This is a genomic window from Bacillus sp. FSL K6-3431 (genome assembly GCF_038002605.1).
GTDB lineage: Bacteria > Bacillota > Bacilli > Bacillales > Bacillaceae_C > Lederbergia.
Window position 1 is genome coordinate 4,080,394 of the sequence record NZ_JBBOCT010000001.1, and the last position, 16,768, is coordinate 4,097,161.

Here is a 16,768-nt window from a genome sequence, read left to right on the forward strand (position 1 = left end):
TGATAAACGGCGAATTTCTTCGTTGCTTGGTTTTTCCAGTTCTCACGTATTAAAAGCATACGCTGTGATCCTCAAAACCTTCGCACCTCGAACTTCTTGTTTCTAATTTGGCACCTTTTTGAACACGCACTTTTAGAGTGAGCAATATATTATTGTTCGCTTTTTTTTATTGCAAATTAATGTTGTCTGTTATATTATATATATAACAGATTAGGTGAGAAAGAAGGTAGGTGATTTTGTGATACTAGCACTTGATCTACAATCAGAAACGCCGATTTATATGCAACTGCGTAATAAAATAATAGAAGGTATTGCTTCAAAGGAATTAAAACTGGGTGAGGCACTACCGTCTGTTAGGTCAATGGCTGCTGACCTTGGAGTGAATATGCATACAGTTAATAAAGCATATCAGCTTTTAAAGCAGGATGGATTTATATTGATACATCGGCAAAAGGGTGTAGTGATCAACCCAGATAAGATGCCAGTAATAGATGAGGCATATATCGCTAATTTGCGAGAGCAATTACGCCCATACATCAGTGAAGCTATCTGCCGAGGAATGGAAGAAAGTGAATTTGAAATACTCTGTAAAGAAATATTTACTGAAATTAAACGTTAGGAGTGTTTACTCATGGCATACCTTATGATTTTATTGGTGTTTGCACCGACAATATTCATCATGGCAATTACGCCATATATAACGCGAAGAACCGAGAGTTTTGGCGTGTCCATCCCTGAGGAAATATATGAGCGTTTTGAACTCGTAGAATTCCGGAAAAAATACGCTATCAAAACAAGTTTGTTAGGTGCAATTTTACTTGCTATGATATTGCTATCAGGACAAATTTTCAATGAGAATACGTGGATGTTTATTTTTATGGCAGGAATTATCTTTTTTATCATCGGTTCCTTTTTGATTTATTTTCAATATCATAAAAGGATGAAAAAAATGAAGTCTGCAAGTAACTGGAAGCAAGCTAAAGTTGTGACTACTATTATTGATACTAAATTCAGAAACAGAAAATTAACATATTCAAACGGTTGGTTTATCATTTCATTATTGCTAATAGTAGTTACATTTGGATTGACTATTATTTATTATGATCGGATACCGCTAAAAATCCCGATGCAATATGGGATGAATGGTGAGGTCACAAACTGGGCCGACAAAACATATGGAAGTGTGTTTTCATTGCCGCTTCTTCAAATATTTTTGCTGGGACTTTTCGTGTTTTTGAATGCAATAATCGGTCGCAGCCGCCAACAAGTTGATGTAGCTAATCCAGAAAAATCGATTAATCAAAATGTGATTTTTAGACGCAGATGGTCTATGTTTTCAATACTATCTGGATCAGCTTTAATTATTCTTTTTTCATGCATACAATGGTCCTTCATTTTTCCTTTTAATGTACAGATATTAATGTACGCTTCGCTCATACTTACTGGATGTATGGTTGTAGGTGTAATCATCCTATCTGTCATTACTGGGCAGGGTGGGAGCAGATTAAAAACGGCAGCTGGAAAAGAAGAGGAAATGATTAATCGGGATGAAGATCAGTTTTGGAAACTTGGAGTTTTGTATTTTAATCGTGCGGATCCGGCAGTATGGGTTGAAAAAAGGTTCGGAGTCGGCTGGACGGTCAATATGGCTAAACCACAAGCATGGCTATTTCTTATCATTATCTTGGCAATACCTATTTTAATTACAGTATTCGTATGATAAAAACCGCCTGGTTTAAGGGGATGCCACTGAAAAACATTTGGCTTTTCAAGGTAATTAATAGCAGGATTAAGAAAGGCTGGGCGAACATACCCCAGTCCTTTTATAACTATTCGAATATGAGTGTTGATTTGCGCTCCAGGCACGCCCCCCAGAAAAGCGCCGCATGGAGCGGATATCAACAGTATTCCGTAATAGATGCTTACATTAAATGGGGTTTTTCAGCGCCCTGGTTAAAGGGCGGTTTATTGATACTAATGACTGCTGTTCGCTGCAGCTGAATTCCGTTTAATAATCATATGCACTCCCATTACAACGGTAATCAATTCTGCATTAGTAAATAGTTCTGAATGATTTACTAGTTTAAACGTAGGAGACGCGAAGAAGCCACTCGCTTTTCGAAAATCGGCTGTTAACGCATCGTTCTGATGTAAAGTATATTCCTTTGAAAAAGCTTCTGATTCAATTGATATGACTCCATTATTATAAGATAAGTACTCAAAGTTCTTTTTGAAGAAGCTGAATTTCCGTTTTAACTCTCCAATCTCCGTTCCGTTCTCGCTAATTACCCATTTATTAGAAAATGTTCTAAACTTTCCTTCACAAATAGGATTACCTTCTAGATCTAAGATCGCCAAACTTGATGTAAATGCTGATTTTAAATCAAGATTACCGATAGACTCCTTATTCTCATTATAAATAGTAGTTATCCCTGAAGAGAAAAAGTTATCAGAAAAGTATATTGACTCAGTCACTCGATCAGCTCCTTTCTCTATAATAACAAGTACGCTTTTTACACGATAAAGGTTTCAATTATTGTCCGAAATAATACAAACCTGACTGTATTCAATAGGTTTTCATGCATTAGGAAAAATAAAACGATAGTGGAAATATGGTCATATATGTGCAAAGTTGGACTTGCGCTTAAATGAAGGCAATATACCATAAAAATGAAAATCAAAGGAAAGGTTTCATGTGAATTTTAAAGGGTAAACATTAAGTAATACAAGTTTTGTTTATTCTTTGAGGAGGGTATGTCAATGAGTAACGATGGAAAAAAAGAAAAATTAGAAGGTACATGGGATAAAGTCAAAGGTGAAACAAAATCTACTACTGGTGATCTAACCGATAATGAAAAATTAAAAGCGGAAGGTGAGGTAGACAAAGCAAAAGGTGAAGCGAAAAAGAAGTATGGGGAAGCCAAAGATAAAGTATCTTCTTTTTTTAATAAAGATTAATAATAAAATCAAAATCGTCCATTTTGGGCGATTTTTTGATTTTAAATTAAGATAATTGTTCATTTTTTTATATAATGAGGATAACTTGATTCATATTGGGTATAGTAAATATATATTAGGCTTAAAAGTTGACAAATTAATTACTAATTTGAAAAAGCAATATACAGCGAATAGTAATTAAGGTAAAATATGATTGAGATGTCAAATCTTAAAGAGGTGGTCTTCTTGCATAGAGATCATGATCAATTCAAGAAGTTAATAACAAGTCTGTCGGAGATAGGAGTCAAGATTTCTAAAACGAAATCCCGTCTTGAACTCATCAAGGTGCTAGAGGATGTTAAACCAGTCCAAAAGTATTCGGAACTTCACTCTTAAAGGCGAATAATCCAGGTATGCCATGCATACCTGGATTATTTTTCTGTGTTTTCCATGAAAAGTATGGAGTCTAGTTATTCAGCAATATTTCTTGGGAAATATTAGCGGAATATGCGAGAAAAATGAAGTTTTTGGTAAAGGGATTCCCACAAATAGAAGGTTAATCGTTTTTTTTGACAGCAATCTCACTAATATGCGATCCTTCCATGGTTTTTACATGGAAAATATAATCATCTGCTATAAGTGAGTCACCTTCTTTTAAGTCGTACTTCTGAGTCAAAAGCCAGCCACCTATTGTATCGACATCTTCATCGGATAATTCCGTTCCAAGTAAATCATTTACTTCCTCAATTAGAACTTTAGGATCTAAAATATATTGTTTGTCGGCTAATTTACGCACCTCAGGTATCTCATCTGCATCAAATTCATCTCTAATCTCACCAACAATTTCCTCAAGAATATCTTCTACAGTAATAATTCCTGCAGTTCCTCCATATTCATCAAAAAGTATAGCCAAATGGATGCGTTCTTTTTGCATTTTGACAAGTAAGGCCTGTATAGGAATTGTTTCAATTACTCCAATAACAGGTTTTACATAAGGAGTGATTGGTTCATGACCAATACAGTTATTTCCTATACAGTCTGTCAGAAACTCCTTCACATTTACAATACCAATGATATTATCTTTATCCCCATTAGTTATCGGGTAACGTGTGAAACGTTCATTCTTAATAATAGCGATAATTTCATCAATGGAAGCTGATTTATCTATACTAAAAATTTCAGTACGTGGAACCATGATTTCTTTGGCGATTCGGTTGTCGAATTCAAAGATTCGATCAACGTAGCTGAATTCTGTTTGGTTTATTTCTCCGCTTTTTAAACTTTCCGATAAAATAATTCGCAATTCCTCCTCAGAATGTGCAATCTCAACTTCTGAAGCGGGCTTTACCCCGAACAAGCCTACTATCAGCTTAGCGGCACCATTAAGTAGCCAAATTACAGGATACATGATGTTATAAAATATAATAAGTGGTGAAGCAAATGCAAGTGTAATTTCCTCCGCTTTATGAATGGCAAATGTTTTTGGCGCCAGTTCTCCGACAACTACATGGATAAATGTAATTGAACCAAAAGCAATGATAAAGGATAGTATTGTTGCTAATGATTCAGAGACGTTTAATTTGGTGAATAAAGGAGTTAGTATTACTTGTACAGTGGGCTCACCTAACCACCCCAAGGCTAAAGCTGTAACGGTGATTCCCAATTGTGTGGCAGAAAGGTATCCGTCTAAATTGGACAATAACTTTTTGGCATTTAATGCCTGCCGATTGCCTTCTGCGATGAGTTGATCAATTCTGGAACTACGGACTTTAACAATGGCAAATTCTGATGCAACGAAAAACGCTGTAAGTCCAATGAGCAATATAACGAGAAAAATTCTAAAAAATAGCATGGAGCATCTTGCGAACACTGAAGTAGTGCAGCAAGATTTCACCTCCCCTTTATTTCTGTAAATTAGATATGTATACTTTACCCATAATGAGTGGATATTTATCTCCTTTTTCAAAAAAAACTATTTTTATAGCATGGTAAAAGAAGTTAAATGTGTAACATATTTGATATAGTAAGGTTTTTAAAGAGGAAATTTGTTATGATTAGATTATCGATTGGTCAATATTAGGGGGGCTTTACGTGAATAAACATGATGGTGCTCGCGAGCTGATTTATGTTCATATGAATCATCCAGAGAAATATGTACTTACATACGGAATTGAGTTCCCTGAGTTCTTGAAAGGGTTACCTATTAAGCTTTCCAATCTATTGTTGCTCCGACATAATTTTGACGATGGGCACTTTAATATGCATACAATGCTTGATTATGTTGATTATGAAATGACCCCTAAATTGGCAGCTGAAGATGTATATGGATATGGGGATTTCTGTTGGATTGATTTTGAGGAAGAAGAGAACTTAAATCAATTAAACGGACAGGAAATGGCAGAGTTATTGTACTTAGGGCATTATAAAGACCATTTACGTTCCCCATTTTCCGGAAAAATAAGTAATCAAGTCGTCTATTTAGCTCACGATGATGGTTGGTACAATAAAACGTATTATCGATCATGGAATTATTTTTACTCCATGCTTGGTAATGTCATTTCAGAAAAAATTAATAATAAGAAAGAGAAATTAGTTTTCACTCTAAGGAAAAAGAAAGAAATTCCTGCTGTGCCCGCTGAAATTGTCCAATCTTTTATCAGTCATATGAAGGAAGGTATAGCCTTCTCGATTGAACATGCTGTAAAAAACAGACAGCAAATCGAAATTCCTGTTTGGGTAATGGGAGACTATTATGATATGGATGCGATGTACGAGGAATATGAAATGTTGAATGATCGCACCCCTGACGGGAAATTAGTCTATGATCGGAAAAGTGGAGAATGGCAAGCTTTTGCGAAGTATACATCATCATGAAATCAGCCCCTAGCTGCCTTAAACAAAAGCTAGGGGCTGATTTCTATTTATCAAGCGTTCGTATTTCTAATATTGGAGGTATTAATGGGTTCCTCTTTATCCTTACTAAAACGGTCAACGATAGCAGCAATAGCACCATCACCAGTCACGTTACAAGCAGTACCAAAGCTATCTTGTGCCATATAAAGGGCGATCATTAGAGCTGTCATTGTTGGGCCGAAGCCAAGCATGGACTCTAAAAGTCCAATAGCGGCCATGACTGCTCCACCAGGTACACCAGGAGCGGCAACCATTGTGATACCTAGCATAAGAATAAATGGAAAAAAGCTTGCGAAAGTGTAATTTTGACCTTGCATAAACATAACTGCCATGGAACAGCTAACTAATGTAATTGTGCTTCCAGATAAATGAATAGTTGCAAGAAGTGGTGTGGCAAATTCAGCTACATGTTCTTGTTTAACGATCTTTTTAGCATTTCTTAGTGTAACTGGAATAGTCGCTGCAGACGATTGTGTCCCGAGTGCAGTAAAGTATGCTGGACTCATTGTTTTTAACATGTTCAAAGGATTCTTTTGTTGTACCGAGCCTGCAATAGAAAACTGAAATAATAAATATAATAAATGTAATACAATAATCATGATAAATACTTTAGCAAATACACTCAGAATGGATCCAACTTGTCCAGCATTCGTCATGTTCGCAAAAATTCCAAAAATATGGATTGGTAATATCGGAATAACTACCTTTTCTATTAATAGCTGTACAATGTCTCGAAAATCGTTAACTATTATTAATAATGCATCACCTTTAATCGCTGCAATGCCAATTCCGATGATAAAAGAAATGAGTAGTGCTGACATTACACCCATCAGTGGTGGCATTTCAATAGAAAAGTATGCTTGGGCTAATGACTTTTCGGGATCAGTAAATTCTGCGACTGATAGGTTCGACAGTATCGAAGGATAAAGTGTTTTGGCTGTGAAAAATGCAAGTAATCCTGCACATATTGTTGAAATATAAGCCAATGCAGCCGTCCACCCAAGTAGTTTTCCAGCGCCCCTACCTAAGGCTCCGATCCCAGGGGTGATAAACCCGATAATAATTAACGGGATAACAAATCCAAGAAAATTACCAAATAGGCTATTAAATGTGGCGAATACGCGGACTAGTCTATCTGGTGCAATCATACCGATTACGATACCAAGGACGATAGCAATAATAATTCTTGGTAATAATCCAATTTTTTTCATGTGTTAGTAGCCTCCTAAGAAGTGAAAATGAATATAGAAAATAGTGAAATATTGCGAAAATGAGATGTGCAACATTGGGACACTACATGTCTCTTCAAATATATTAGCATATTTAATATTAAGTAGCTCTTACCAAACTTTTCCTAGCACCCGATGTGCTGGACTCAGAGGATACTTTACCTTAGTTACAAGTACCTAATTACCTACGAGAAATTTGCCGTTTATCATTTGGTCGCTATTTTTTAATCCCATCAATTTTAAATGGTTATCTTTGCATTAATAGGATCGTTATCTTCATGTCATTGGTTATGACTGAATCTGTTCACGCAGTGTTAAGTGACATATATAATGATGTATGCGCATACAAAATAAAAAGTTTAGATTATGCAATCTCCTCGTGGTAAAATAAAAGACATCTGTACATTATGGAGGATTAAAATGAAAATCAATCTTTGTTTATTATATGGAGGAAAATCAGCAGAACACGAAGTATCACTGCAAACAGCTAAGGCTGTTAGCCAAGCGTTAAATACAGATAAATTCGCTGTTTATCCAATTTATATTACTAAAGAAGGTAAGTGGACTAAGGGAAAAGAGTTAACTGAACCGGTCAGAGATGTAAAAGAACTTACATTTATTAATGATGGGGAAGAAATTGTTCCGCATGCATTGAATTCAAAATTAGTGTTAGGCGATAACGAAGATAGAGGATTTGATGTAGTATTTCCGCTGCTACATGGACCGAATGGGGAAGACGGGACAGTACAAGGAATGCTGGAATTGTTAAATATTCCTTATGTTGGGAACGGTGTTCTTTCTTCATCTGCAGCCATGGATAAGGTAATTATGAAAAATCTATTTGCCCAAGAAGGATTGGATCAAGTAAAATTTGTTTGGTTCATTCGCACTGCATGGGAATCGGCTCCGGAAACGGCGTATGAAAAAGTTGAAAGTGAGCTTGGATATCCTTGTTTTGTAAAACCTGCAAACCTAGGTTCAAGTGTGGGGATTAGTAAGTGTGAAAACCGAAATGAGCTTGAAATTGCTTTCTCGGAAGCATTTAAATATGATAGGAAAATTATTATCGAAGAAGGTGTCACAGCTAGAGAGATTGAAGTAGGGGTGCTTGGAAATGATGATCCAGAATGCTCTGTTGCTGGTGAAATTGTTCCGAAAAAAGGATTTTATGATTATCAATCAAAATATGTAGATGGAAATACCGCTCTTGTCATTCCGGCAGATATATCTGTACAACAATATACGGAATTAAAAGATATGGCAGAAAGAGCTTTTAAGGTACTCGATTGTTCTGGACTTGTAAGAGCAGACTTTTTTATCACAAGTGATGGTCGAACAATCATAAATGAAGTAAATACAATGCCAGGTTTCACTCCATTTAGCATGTTTCCACTTTTATGGAAACATACTGGATTGGAATATCCCGAACTGATCGAGCGAATGATTCAACTTGCATTGGAACGTCATCAAGAAAAACAAAATATCATCCATACTTTTTAAATGAAAAAGCGAAAAGCGCTAATCTGGAGGAGCATAAAAACTCGAGCATCTAGCGCTTTTCTTATGAGGAGGATTATTGTGCTTAAAAGAACAGTTAAACAGTTGGCTTCTATGATGAATGTAAAAAATGATGTATCAGGATTCGAAGGGATACAGGTTAAGGGTGTTAGTATCGACACAAGAAATATCTCTCAGGGGAATTTGTTTGTTCCTTTTAAAGGCGAGCATACAGATGGTCATAAGTATGTAGAAACAGCAATTGAAAATGGTGCTGTTGCAGTATTATGGCAGGAAGATGCTCCAAATCCGCCAACACATATACCTGTATTGATTGTCGAGAACACATTGATTGCTTTACAGGAGCTTGCACGTTCCTATCGGAATGAACTTACCGCAAAAATTATCGGGATTACTGGTAGTAATGGAAAAACGACGACAAAGGATATTGCCGCATCCATATTTTCAGAAGCATATAAGGTCCATAAAACAGAAGGGAACTTTAATAATCATATTGGTCTTCCGCTTACTATTCTCGCGATGGATGAGTCAACGGAAATCGCTATTCTCGAGATGGGAATGAGTGGAAAAGGGGAAATATCTTTATTGACGAAGCTTGCGCGACCTGATATTGCAATTATTACGAATATTGGGGAAGCTCATATGCAGGACCTTGGTTCACGCGATGCAATTGCTAACGCCAAATTGGAGATCGTCGCGGGCCTTCCAAAAGGCGGGTTGTTAATTTATCCGGGAAATGAACCACTGCTTATAAAAAAAGTTAGCAACTTAAAACAATTCCGGACATGCACTTTCGGTGAGACATGTGAAAACGACCTATATCCTGAAAATATTGAATTAAATGAATTAGGAAGTCGTTTTTTTGTGCGAGATATAGCAGAGGAACCTCTTTATCTTTCGATTCCTGGGAAACATAATATATTCAATTCATTGGCAGTTATGCTTGTAGCCAAAGAACTTTCTCTAGAGGAGAATGAAATAAGAAACGGATTGAATGCAGTTAAATTATCAAACATGAGAATGGAATGGCTGGATGGCATCAACGGAACAAGGATATTAAATGATGCATATAATTCTAGCCCAACTGCTACTCGCGCAGTCATATCTATGGTTGAAAATCTGGATAGTAAGCGCGAAAAAATACTTGTGCTTGGTGATATGTTAGAGCTTGGTGAACATGAAATAGCTTATCATGAACAAATTGGTGAGGAAATTAATTCCGAAAAAGTTAAATATGTGTTTACATATGGCGACCTTGGAAAATATATTATAGCAGGAGCAAGGAAACATTTTTCGGAAGAGCGTATTTTTCACTTTACTGATAAAGAACAATTAGTGAATGGTATTAAAGAAATAATCAATGGGAATGAAATTATTTTAATAAAGGCATCTCGAGGAATGAAGCTAGAAGAAACAGTTGAGGCACTTACTGTCATTGACCAAATACAATAATTGCAATAAATGAAAGACGAAACAATTGGTCATAATAACATTAATTCTAACTGACCATGGTTAGACTTCAATTGTAATTGTAAACAATTAATGGTAGAATTGGCTTTATCGTTTACAATTTTTCGCAGCAGCTCTGATACCCAGTTTTATTTCTGGGAGAGACATATGTCTCAAATCGAGGTATTAAAAGGAGATTGAGAAGCATTGACGAAGTTTTCAGATTTAAATTTAAGTCAGTCAATTTTAAAAGCCGTTAACAGAATGGGCTTTGAAGAAGCGACACCAATACAAGCAAAGACCATTCCACTAGGGTTGGAAGGAAAAGATATAATCGGGCAAGCACAAACAGGTACAGGTAAAACTGCCGCTTTTGGTATTCCGCTCATTGAAAAACTAGATATTAAAGCATCACATGTGCAGGGAATTATCATTGCACCAACGCGTGAGCTAGCTATCCAAGTATCAGAAGAGCTTTATAAAATTGGTACAGATGCTCGTGCGAAAGTGCTAGCAATTTATGGTGGTTCAGACATTCAACGTCAAATTAGAGCGTTGAAAAAGGGCCCACACATAATTGTTGGTACACCTGGTCGTATTCTTGATCATATTAATCGCCGCACACTGAAATTAGGCAATGTTCATACCCTTATCCTAGATGAAGCAGATGAAATGCTAAATATGGGCTTCATTGACGATATCGAATCGATTCTTGAAACGGTTCCTGCAGAAAGACAAACACTGTTATTTTCTGCTACAATGCCAACACCGATTCGTCGCATCGCATCTAGATTCATGAAAGATCCTGAAGTTGTGAAAGTTGAAGCAAAAGAAATGACAGTTCCTTTGATTGAACAATTTTTTGTAAAAGTTCATGAAAGAGAAAAGTTTGATGTACTGTCACGTCTAATTGATGTTCACTCACCTGAATTGGCGATCATATTCGGTCGTACGAAACGTCGTGTGGATGAACTTGCAAATGCTCTAACACTTAGAGGATATACTGCAGAAGGTATTCATGGAGACTTAACACAAGCGAAGCGTATGTCTGTCTTGAAAAAGTTCAAAGAAGGTAAAGTAGATGTACTTGTGGCAACAGATGTTGCAGCACGCGGTCTAGATATTTCTGGCGTAACACATGTATATAACTATGATATTCCTCAAGATCCTGAAAGCTATGTGCACAGAATCGGTAGAACGGGACGTGCGGGTAAAGAAGGAATGGCTATTACGTTTGTTAGTCCGCGTGAGATGGGTTATTTACGAATCGTAGAGCAGACAACGAAAAAACGTATGCAACCAATGCTTCCACCTACATGGGATGAAGCTTTGGAAGGTCAACAACAAATTACGATTCAAAAGATTGAAGATGCAATTAAAGAAGATAAGTTGGAAGGTTACACTGCAGCAGCAAATGATTTAATCACTCAACATGGTGATACTGTCGCTATCGTTGCAGCTGCTTTGAAAGCTTTGACGAAAGAACCAGATAAAACGCCTGTTCATATTACAGCAGAGCGCCCACTTCCTTCTAAAGGTGAAGGTCAGGGTGGTGGTGGTAACCGCAACAGACGTGGCGGGAAACCAAATCATCAGTCTTCTTATAAAGGAAATCGAAAACCACAGCGACGTACGGGTGGAAAAAGACCATAAATGAAAGATCCGCTCATGCGAAAAGAGCGGAGGCCTGCATGAAGCAGGCCAGGACGGTAGGGCTCACACGAGTGGGTCACGACAACGATGTCACGGATATGGCACGACCTTAGCCGTTCTTCCACTTATTATAAGAGCTCGCTCAAAAAGCGTAAGCGATCATGTATTATTGTACTTTCCATAATGCGTAAAAAAGCAATCGGACATATCGGTTGCTTTTTTTATATCAAAAAGTTGAAACCCTTAATTGGATCATCCGTATACATACTAATTGGCATGCTATAAAAGGACCAAAGATAGACCATTTTAGCCGCGCGTTATGTATTAGAATTGCCTATTCATCGAAACAGCAATCTGAACTTCATTTTTCAATGGACTAATTGAATGAGTTTATTAATATTTTTAATCATATATACATCACATCGGAGGTAAACGGATGAATGGGAAACAACCGAAAAATCAGATTTCAGAAAAAGGTTTAAAAGTTTGGCGCATTGTAGGAATGATTACATCAGGACTATTGTGGATTCCAGTTATTGCTTATGGTATTATATCTTACATTTTTAAATGGTCATTTTTATATCCAGGGATCACCGCAATTGCAGCTGTAATCATTTCCGTGTTATTAATAAAGACGATACCTTCTTTAAGATGGAATCGTTGGCGCTATGAAGTGAGGGAGCAAGAAATAGAATTGCAACGTGGAATCTGGATCATTACACGTACACTAGTGCCGATGGTTCGAGTTCAGCATGTAGATACACTTCAAGGACCGCTTTTGCGCAAGTATAAACTTGCGACAATTGAGATATCAACTGCTGCTACGAAGCATGAAATACCTGCAGTTGATATGAAAGAAGCAGAAGAATTACGACATGCTATTTCCAGATTGGCGAGGGTGGCTGAAGATGATGTCTGATCCGAAAAGACTCCATCCAATTTCTATTTTATTTGAATTTTTATCCTTTTTAAAGCAAGTGATTTTGCCTATGCTTCTTTGGATTTTTATCGCGACGAAGGGGGATGAAAAAACAGGTAAGATACTATGGGATTATGGCCCATGGATCGGTTTGGGAATGATAGTTTTGTTCACCATTGTGTTAAGCATCATTAAATGGTCAAGATATACATACAGGATTGAAGATATGGAATTAAGGATTGAACATGGTTTATTTATAAAAAAGAAGCGCTATATCCCATTCGAAAGGATTCAAAGTCTGGATTTTTCCGAAAGCATTATACATAGGCCGTTTGGACTTGTAAAAGTGAAAGTTGAAACAGCGGGTAGTAGTGATAATAAAGCCGAAGCAGAAATGACTGCAATTAATAAAGAAGCAGCATCTGCCATTAAAAGTATGATTGCTGAAGCGAAAAATAATGGTGATGTAATAAAAAAAGATATTGACGAGGTCCAAAAGGAAACAATTTTATACAAGATAACGCAACAACAATTATTATTTTTTGCATCTACATCCGGGAAAGCTGGATTGGTCATTTCTGCAGTCATTGCATTTGCAGCACAATTTGATGATTTGATTCCATTTGATAAATTATTTAACGAATTGGAAGGAATAGTCCAAGCTGGCTATTTTATTATTGCGTCCCTCGTGTTCATAGGGATTGTGATGGCTTGGGTTTTATCTGTAGTATTGGCATATTTAAAATATAATGATTTTACATTAAAGCAATTCGAAGATGATTTTGTCATTACGCGCGGGTTATTGGAAAAAAGGACAACAACGATTCCGATTCGTAGAGTACAAGCAATCAGAATTACAGAAAGCCCACTACGTCAACCATTTGGCTATGCGAGTGTGGTAGTGGAATATGCAGGAGGATCAAATTTAGACGAAAAGACAGAAGGTTTGCTCATGCCTGTTATTAAGAAAAAGGCCATTGCAACTTTATTACAAGATGCGCTTACAGATTATTCATTTCATGTTGATTTTATTCGTGCTCCAATAAGGGCGAAACGACGTTTTTATTTTTTGAATATAATACAAGCAGCTGTTGTTGTGACCGGGTTATCGATTTGGCTGTGGCCATATGGCGCTTTATCACTACTTTTGCTCCCGTTAGCATGGATTTTAGGCGTATGTCGGTACAGATCGGCTGGGTGGAATATTACCGGTAATCAACTTGCATTCAGGTATAGGGTAATAGGTCAGCAAACCGTTTTGTTGCGGAAAAACAGGGTGCAATCAATGGATGTGACAGTGAATTGGTTCCAAAATCAGGCAGACCTTGCCACAGTAAGCGCGGCGGTCATGAGCGGTGGTGACGCTGGAGCTGGTGTTACCCATATAGAAAAATGTGATGCAGCAACAATCTTTGAATGGTATTTACCAAAAGAACAATCAAAGCATATAGCAGAACCCGAGATAAGTGAGTGAAAAATCTCGGGTTTAGTTTATTTAGTGCCTATCCTGAGAAATCCTAGGTACTCTCTTAATTAAAGTGCATACCCTTCAATTATCATGAATAAGTTTTGTTGAAATCCATTTTTCCCAACTGAATGAGTAGTTTGCCGATAAGTATACCGCTAATTACCCCGAATATATGACCGGTAATATTTACACCTGATTGAAAAAAAGTCATAATTACGCTAATGACTGCGATAGGTATAATAACCTGACGACCTTGCTGAGGCATTGCTTCTTTTTTGAATAAGATGACTGCAAGATAAACGCCGAATAGCCCGAAAATTGCTCCACTCGCACCAATATGAACGTAGTATGGTGGATGAATAAATAATGTCGCGATATTAGCTCCTAGCCCACAAGTGAAATATACAATTAGAAAAGTAATTTTACCAAGTGCACGCTCCAGTGCCGGCCCGAATAGAATAAGTGAGAATGAATTGAAAAATAAGTGGGAAAAACCTACATGCATAAGTATGGGCGTAATTAAACGCCAGTATTCCCCTTCAAAGATAAACACATTCACCCCGGAAAATGATTCAAATATAAGATTATTAGGGAAGAATGGTATACGCATCATTAGGAAAAATACAATCTGAATAGCGATAATGATTGAAATGATAGGATAGTACTTTAGAAATTGTCCAAAACTTTCGGTTCTAACGAACATAATGAAGGCCTCCTTCGATATATAGATTAATGCTTGTACTTAGATTAAAGGAAGAAACCCCTTTGGACAACTATCTAGTTAAATATATGGATATATATATCATATTAGAAGGAGTTGAAATAGATGATTATTGGAATTGGTTTAGATCTTGTGGAAACGGACAGAATTGATAGGCTAAGAAAGAGACAAAAGCGATTTGCAGAAAGGATTCTGACGGAGGTTGAGCTTAGTGTATATGATTCATTAAATGAAAATAGAAAGACGGAATTTTTATCAGGTAGATTTGCTGCGAAAGAGGCGTATTCAAAAGCGGCTGGAACTGGAATTGGCGAAGCGTTATCCTTTCAAGATATTGAAATTATGTCAGATGAAAAAGGGAAGCCATGCATTGTTAAGCCCGCTAGGTACCGAATACACCTGTCGATTACACATACTAAATCACATGCAGCAGCTCAAGTGATCATTGAAACATCAAGGTGACGGTGTTGAATGGAAATGGTGGTGTGTGATCCAAAAATTTTACTATAGGCAATTTTTTTGGGTGCTTTTTATCCTCAGGTCGTTCGTATATAACAGAGCGAATGTCGATACTGTCATAAAAGCTAGTAGATTAATCCTTAACCATATTCACTCGCAGCTAAGTATCTTTTGCTTTTCTTTTTTTTAGGGGTATATTGCGAGTGGTTGTCTCATATATTTTTAATGCGTTAGAAGAGACAAGGTTGGGTATCGATGTGATTGCGACATTGTGCGGAGCGGCTCGCGTATTAACGATGAATTATGGCAATTGCGGTAGCTGCCCTTCTCTCTTCTTTTCATGTTTAAATGAGACAACGAAGGGGTTGAAGGAATGAGAAAGGGGATATGGCTCGTTTGGGCTTTGCTCACTGCCATTGTTGTGCTTTCCGCCTGCGGGACGAAATCGCAGGAAGATGTGACGAAGGGGTTGACTAAGAAAGCAGGAGATATAAAAGGGTATAAGGCTACGGCACAAATGACGCTGACCGTTGGTGAGGAACCGCAGTCTTATGAGATTGATGTCTGGCATAATAAACCAGGAGACTATCGCGTGCTTTTGAAAAATGAAAAGAAGGATCAAAGCCAGATGATTCTTCGTAATAAAAGTGGTGTATATGTGCTCACACCCGCATTGAACAAGAGTTATCGTTTCCAAAGTGAATGGCCGCAAAATAGTAGCCAGGCCTATTTGTATGAGTCTCTTGTAACGGATATTATGGAAGACAAGGGAGCAAAATTTACAGCAACAAAAGAGCATTATGTATTTGAAACAAAGACGAGATATCAAAATAATAAGATGCTCCCATCGCAAGAAATTACTTTTCAGAAAGATAGCTTAGAGCCAGTGAGTGTCAAAGTGATGGATACAGATCATAATGCGGTCATAACTGTCCAATTTTCAAAAGTAGATTTTAATGCGAAATTTGATAAAAATGCTTTCGAGACGAAAAAGAATATGACGAGTGCGCAGTTAGAATTACCTGTAATCGCTAGTAATAATGATAGTGAGTTTATTGTAAAATACCCGATGGCAGAAATTCCGGGAACTACACAGCTTGAAGAGAAAAGGATGGACACTGCAGATGGAAGTCGCGTATTACTTACGTATAGTGGAGATAAATCATTTACACTTGTACAAGAAAAAGCAACGGTACTCCCTTCTACATCCATGCAAGTAGTGGAGAGTAATGGTGAAATGGTAGATCTAGGTTTTGCTATTGGTGCAATGACAGAACAATCTATTTCCTGGAGTGAAAACGGAGTGGATTATTTACTTGCCTCAACCAATTTAACTCCTGAAGAAATGATAACGGTAGCCAAATCTGTACAAGAAGGCAGTGTTAAATAAGATTGTTACGACCTTGCAGCTGCGGGGTCTTTTTTTGTTGTTGAGAGGTAATGGATGTGAATAACCCCCTCCTTAACACCATCGCGGGTTGTTTGAACTACCTGTTTCCCGG

16 protein-coding genes are annotated in these 16,768 nt (G+C 37.2%); 12 read left to right on the plus strand and 4 right to left on the minus strand.

Annotation, left to right across the window (positions count from 1 at the left end; translation table 11 throughout):
• Window positions 1-238 precede the first annotated feature (238 nt).
• On the plus strand, window positions 239-619 hold the full coding sequence (locus MHB53_RS19765) for a GntR family transcriptional regulator (RefSeq protein ID WP_340921644.1): 381 nt from the start codon (window positions 239-241) through the stop codon (window positions 617-619).
• Between the two features lie 12 nt (window positions 620-631).
• A complete protein-coding gene (locus tag MHB53_RS19770; protein ID WP_340921646.1) occupies window positions 632-1,720 on the plus strand; it encodes a DUF1648 domain-containing protein in 1,089 nt (362 codons plus the stop codon).
• Window positions 1,721-1,974: 254 nt separating this feature from the next.
• Here MHB53_RS19770 and MHB53_RS19775 read toward each other — a convergent pair whose 3' ends face one another.
• Window positions 1,975-2,475 carry a hypothetical protein gene (locus MHB53_RS19775; RefSeq protein WP_340921649.1) on the minus strand — a complete coding sequence of 167 codons (501 nt, stop codon included), beginning with the start codon at window positions 2,473-2,475 and terminating at the stop codon, window positions 1,975-1,977.
• A gap of 285 nt (window positions 2,476-2,760) precedes the next feature.
• Between MHB53_RS19775 and MHB53_RS19780 the strand changes: the two genes are divergently transcribed.
• On the plus strand, window positions 2,761-2,958 hold the full coding sequence (locus tag MHB53_RS19780) for a CsbD family protein (RefSeq protein ID WP_445661460.1): 198 nt from the start codon (window positions 2,761-2,763) through the stop codon (window positions 2,956-2,958).
• Between the two features lie 198 nt (window positions 2,959-3,156).
• Complete coding sequence (locus tag MHB53_RS19785; protein ID WP_340924867.1) at window positions 3,157-3,333, plus strand: Lmo0850 family protein; 177 nt, start codon at window positions 3,157-3,159, stop codon at window positions 3,331-3,333.
• Window positions 3,334-3,493: 160 nt separating this feature from the next.
• Here MHB53_RS19785 and MHB53_RS19790 read toward each other — a convergent pair whose 3' ends face one another.
• On the minus strand, window positions 3,494-4,789 hold the full coding sequence (locus tag MHB53_RS19790) for a hemolysin family protein (protein ID WP_340921655.1): 1,296 nt from the start codon (window positions 4,787-4,789) through the stop codon (window positions 3,494-3,496).
• Between the two features lie 239 nt (window positions 4,790-5,028).
• Between MHB53_RS19790 and MHB53_RS19795 the strand changes: the two genes are divergently transcribed.
• Window positions 5,029-5,811, plus strand: a complete 783-nt coding sequence (locus MHB53_RS19795; protein ID WP_340921658.1) for a hypothetical protein — start codon at window positions 5,029-5,031, stop codon at window positions 5,809-5,811.
• 50 nt (window positions 5,812-5,861) lie between these two features.
• Here the strand turns inward: MHB53_RS19795 and MHB53_RS19800 are convergent, their stop codons facing one another.
• Window positions 5,862-7,061, minus strand: coding sequence for a dicarboxylate/amino acid:cation symporter (locus tag MHB53_RS19800; RefSeq protein WP_340921661.1), 1,200 nt, complete (start codon window positions 7,059-7,061; stop codon window positions 5,862-5,864).
• Between the two features lie 438 nt (window positions 7,062-7,499).
• On the opposite strand from MHB53_RS19800, the gene MHB53_RS19805 reads away from it, so the two are divergent.
• From MHB53_RS19805 to MHB53_RS19825, 5 genes are all read left to right on the plus strand, one after another.
• Complete coding sequence (locus MHB53_RS19805) at window positions 7,500-8,579, plus strand: D-alanine--D-alanine ligase (protein WP_340921665.1); 1,080 nt, start codon at window positions 7,500-7,502, stop codon at window positions 8,577-8,579.
• 78 nt (window positions 8,580-8,657) lie between these two features.
• Window positions 8,658-10,049 carry a UDP-N-acetylmuramoyl-tripeptide--D-alanyl-D-alanine ligase gene (locus MHB53_RS19810; RefSeq protein ID WP_340921669.1) on the plus strand — a complete coding sequence of 464 codons (1,392 nt, stop codon included), beginning with the start codon at window positions 8,658-8,660 and terminating at the stop codon, window positions 10,047-10,049.
• Window positions 10,050-10,253: 204 nt separating this feature from the next.
• A complete protein-coding gene (locus tag MHB53_RS19815) occupies window positions 10,254-11,699 on the plus strand; it encodes a DEAD/DEAH box helicase (RefSeq protein ID WP_340921672.1) in 1,446 nt (481 codons plus the stop codon).
• Window positions 11,700-12,135: 436 nt separating this feature from the next.
• Window positions 12,136-12,618 (plus strand): PH domain-containing protein, encoded by a 483-nt coding sequence (locus MHB53_RS19820; RefSeq protein ID WP_340921675.1) that lies wholly within the window; start codon window positions 12,136-12,138, stop codon window positions 12,616-12,618.
• Window positions 12,608-14,092 carry a PH domain-containing protein gene (locus MHB53_RS19825; RefSeq protein WP_340921678.1) on the plus strand — a complete coding sequence of 495 codons (1,485 nt, stop codon included), beginning with the start codon at window positions 12,608-12,610 and terminating at the stop codon, window positions 14,090-14,092. The genes MHB53_RS19820 and MHB53_RS19825 overlap by 11 nt, the downstream gene beginning before the upstream one ends.
• An 82-nt stretch (window positions 14,093-14,174) precedes the next feature.
• Here the strand turns inward: MHB53_RS19825 and MHB53_RS19830 are convergent, their stop codons facing one another.
• Window positions 14,175-14,789, minus strand: a complete 615-nt coding sequence (locus MHB53_RS19830) for a rhomboid family intramembrane serine protease (RefSeq protein ID WP_340921681.1) — start codon at window positions 14,787-14,789, stop codon at window positions 14,175-14,177.
• Window positions 14,790-14,912: 123 nt separating this feature from the next.
• On the opposite strand from MHB53_RS19830, the gene acpS reads away from it, so the two are divergent.
• Window positions 14,913-15,269, plus strand: a complete 357-nt coding sequence (acpS, locus tag MHB53_RS19835; RefSeq protein ID WP_340921683.1) for a holo-ACP synthase — start codon at window positions 14,913-14,915, stop codon at window positions 15,267-15,269.
• Between the two features lie 370 nt (window positions 15,270-15,639).
• Window positions 15,640-16,656, plus strand: a complete 1,017-nt coding sequence (locus MHB53_RS19840; RefSeq protein ID WP_340921686.1) for a LolA family protein — start codon at window positions 15,640-15,642, stop codon at window positions 16,654-16,656.
• Window positions 16,657-16,768: the final 112 nt, after the last annotated feature.

What these genes read in the sequence shown, in the direction of transcription:
- MHB53_RS19770 (WP_340921646.1), top strand. Translation starts at nt 632, where the DNA reads ATGGCATACCTTATGATTTTATTGGTGTTTGCACCGACAATATTCATC.
- MHB53_RS19780 (WP_445661460.1), top strand. Translation starts at nt 2,761, where the DNA reads ATGAGTAACGATGGAAAAAAAGAAAAATTAGAAGGTACATGGGATAAA.
- MHB53_RS19785 (WP_340924867.1), top strand. Translation starts at nt 3,157, where the DNA reads ATGTCAAATCTTAAAGAGGTGGTCTTCTTGCATAGAGATCATGATCAA.
- MHB53_RS19790 (WP_340921655.1), bottom strand. Translation starts at nt 4,789, where the DNA reads ATGCTATTTTTTAGAATTTTTCTCGTTATATTGCTCATTGGACTTACA.
- MHB53_RS19800 (WP_340921661.1), bottom strand. Translation starts at nt 7,061, where the DNA reads ATGAAAAAAATTGGATTATTACCAAGAATTATTATTGCTATCGTCCTT.
- MHB53_RS19805 (WP_340921665.1), top strand. Translation starts at nt 7,500, where the DNA reads ATGAAAATCAATCTTTGTTTATTATATGGAGGAAAATCAGCAGAACAC.
- MHB53_RS19820 (WP_340921675.1), top strand. Translation starts at nt 12,136, where the DNA reads ATGAATGGGAAACAACCGAAAAATCAGATTTCAGAAAAAGGTTTAAAA.
- MHB53_RS19825 (WP_340921678.1), top strand. Translation starts at nt 12,608, where the DNA reads ATGATGTCTGATCCGAAAAGACTCCATCCAATTTCTATTTTATTTGAA.
- MHB53_RS19830 (WP_340921681.1), bottom strand. Translation starts at nt 14,789, where the DNA reads ATGTTCGTTAGAACCGAAAGTTTTGGACAATTTCTAAAGTACTATCCT.
- acpS (WP_340921683.1), top strand. Translation starts at nt 14,913, where the DNA reads ATGATTATTGGAATTGGTTTAGATCTTGTGGAAACGGACAGAATTGAT.
- MHB53_RS19840 (WP_340921686.1), top strand. Translation starts at nt 15,640, where the DNA reads ATGAGAAAGGGGATATGGCTCGTTTGGGCTTTGCTCACTGCCATTGTT.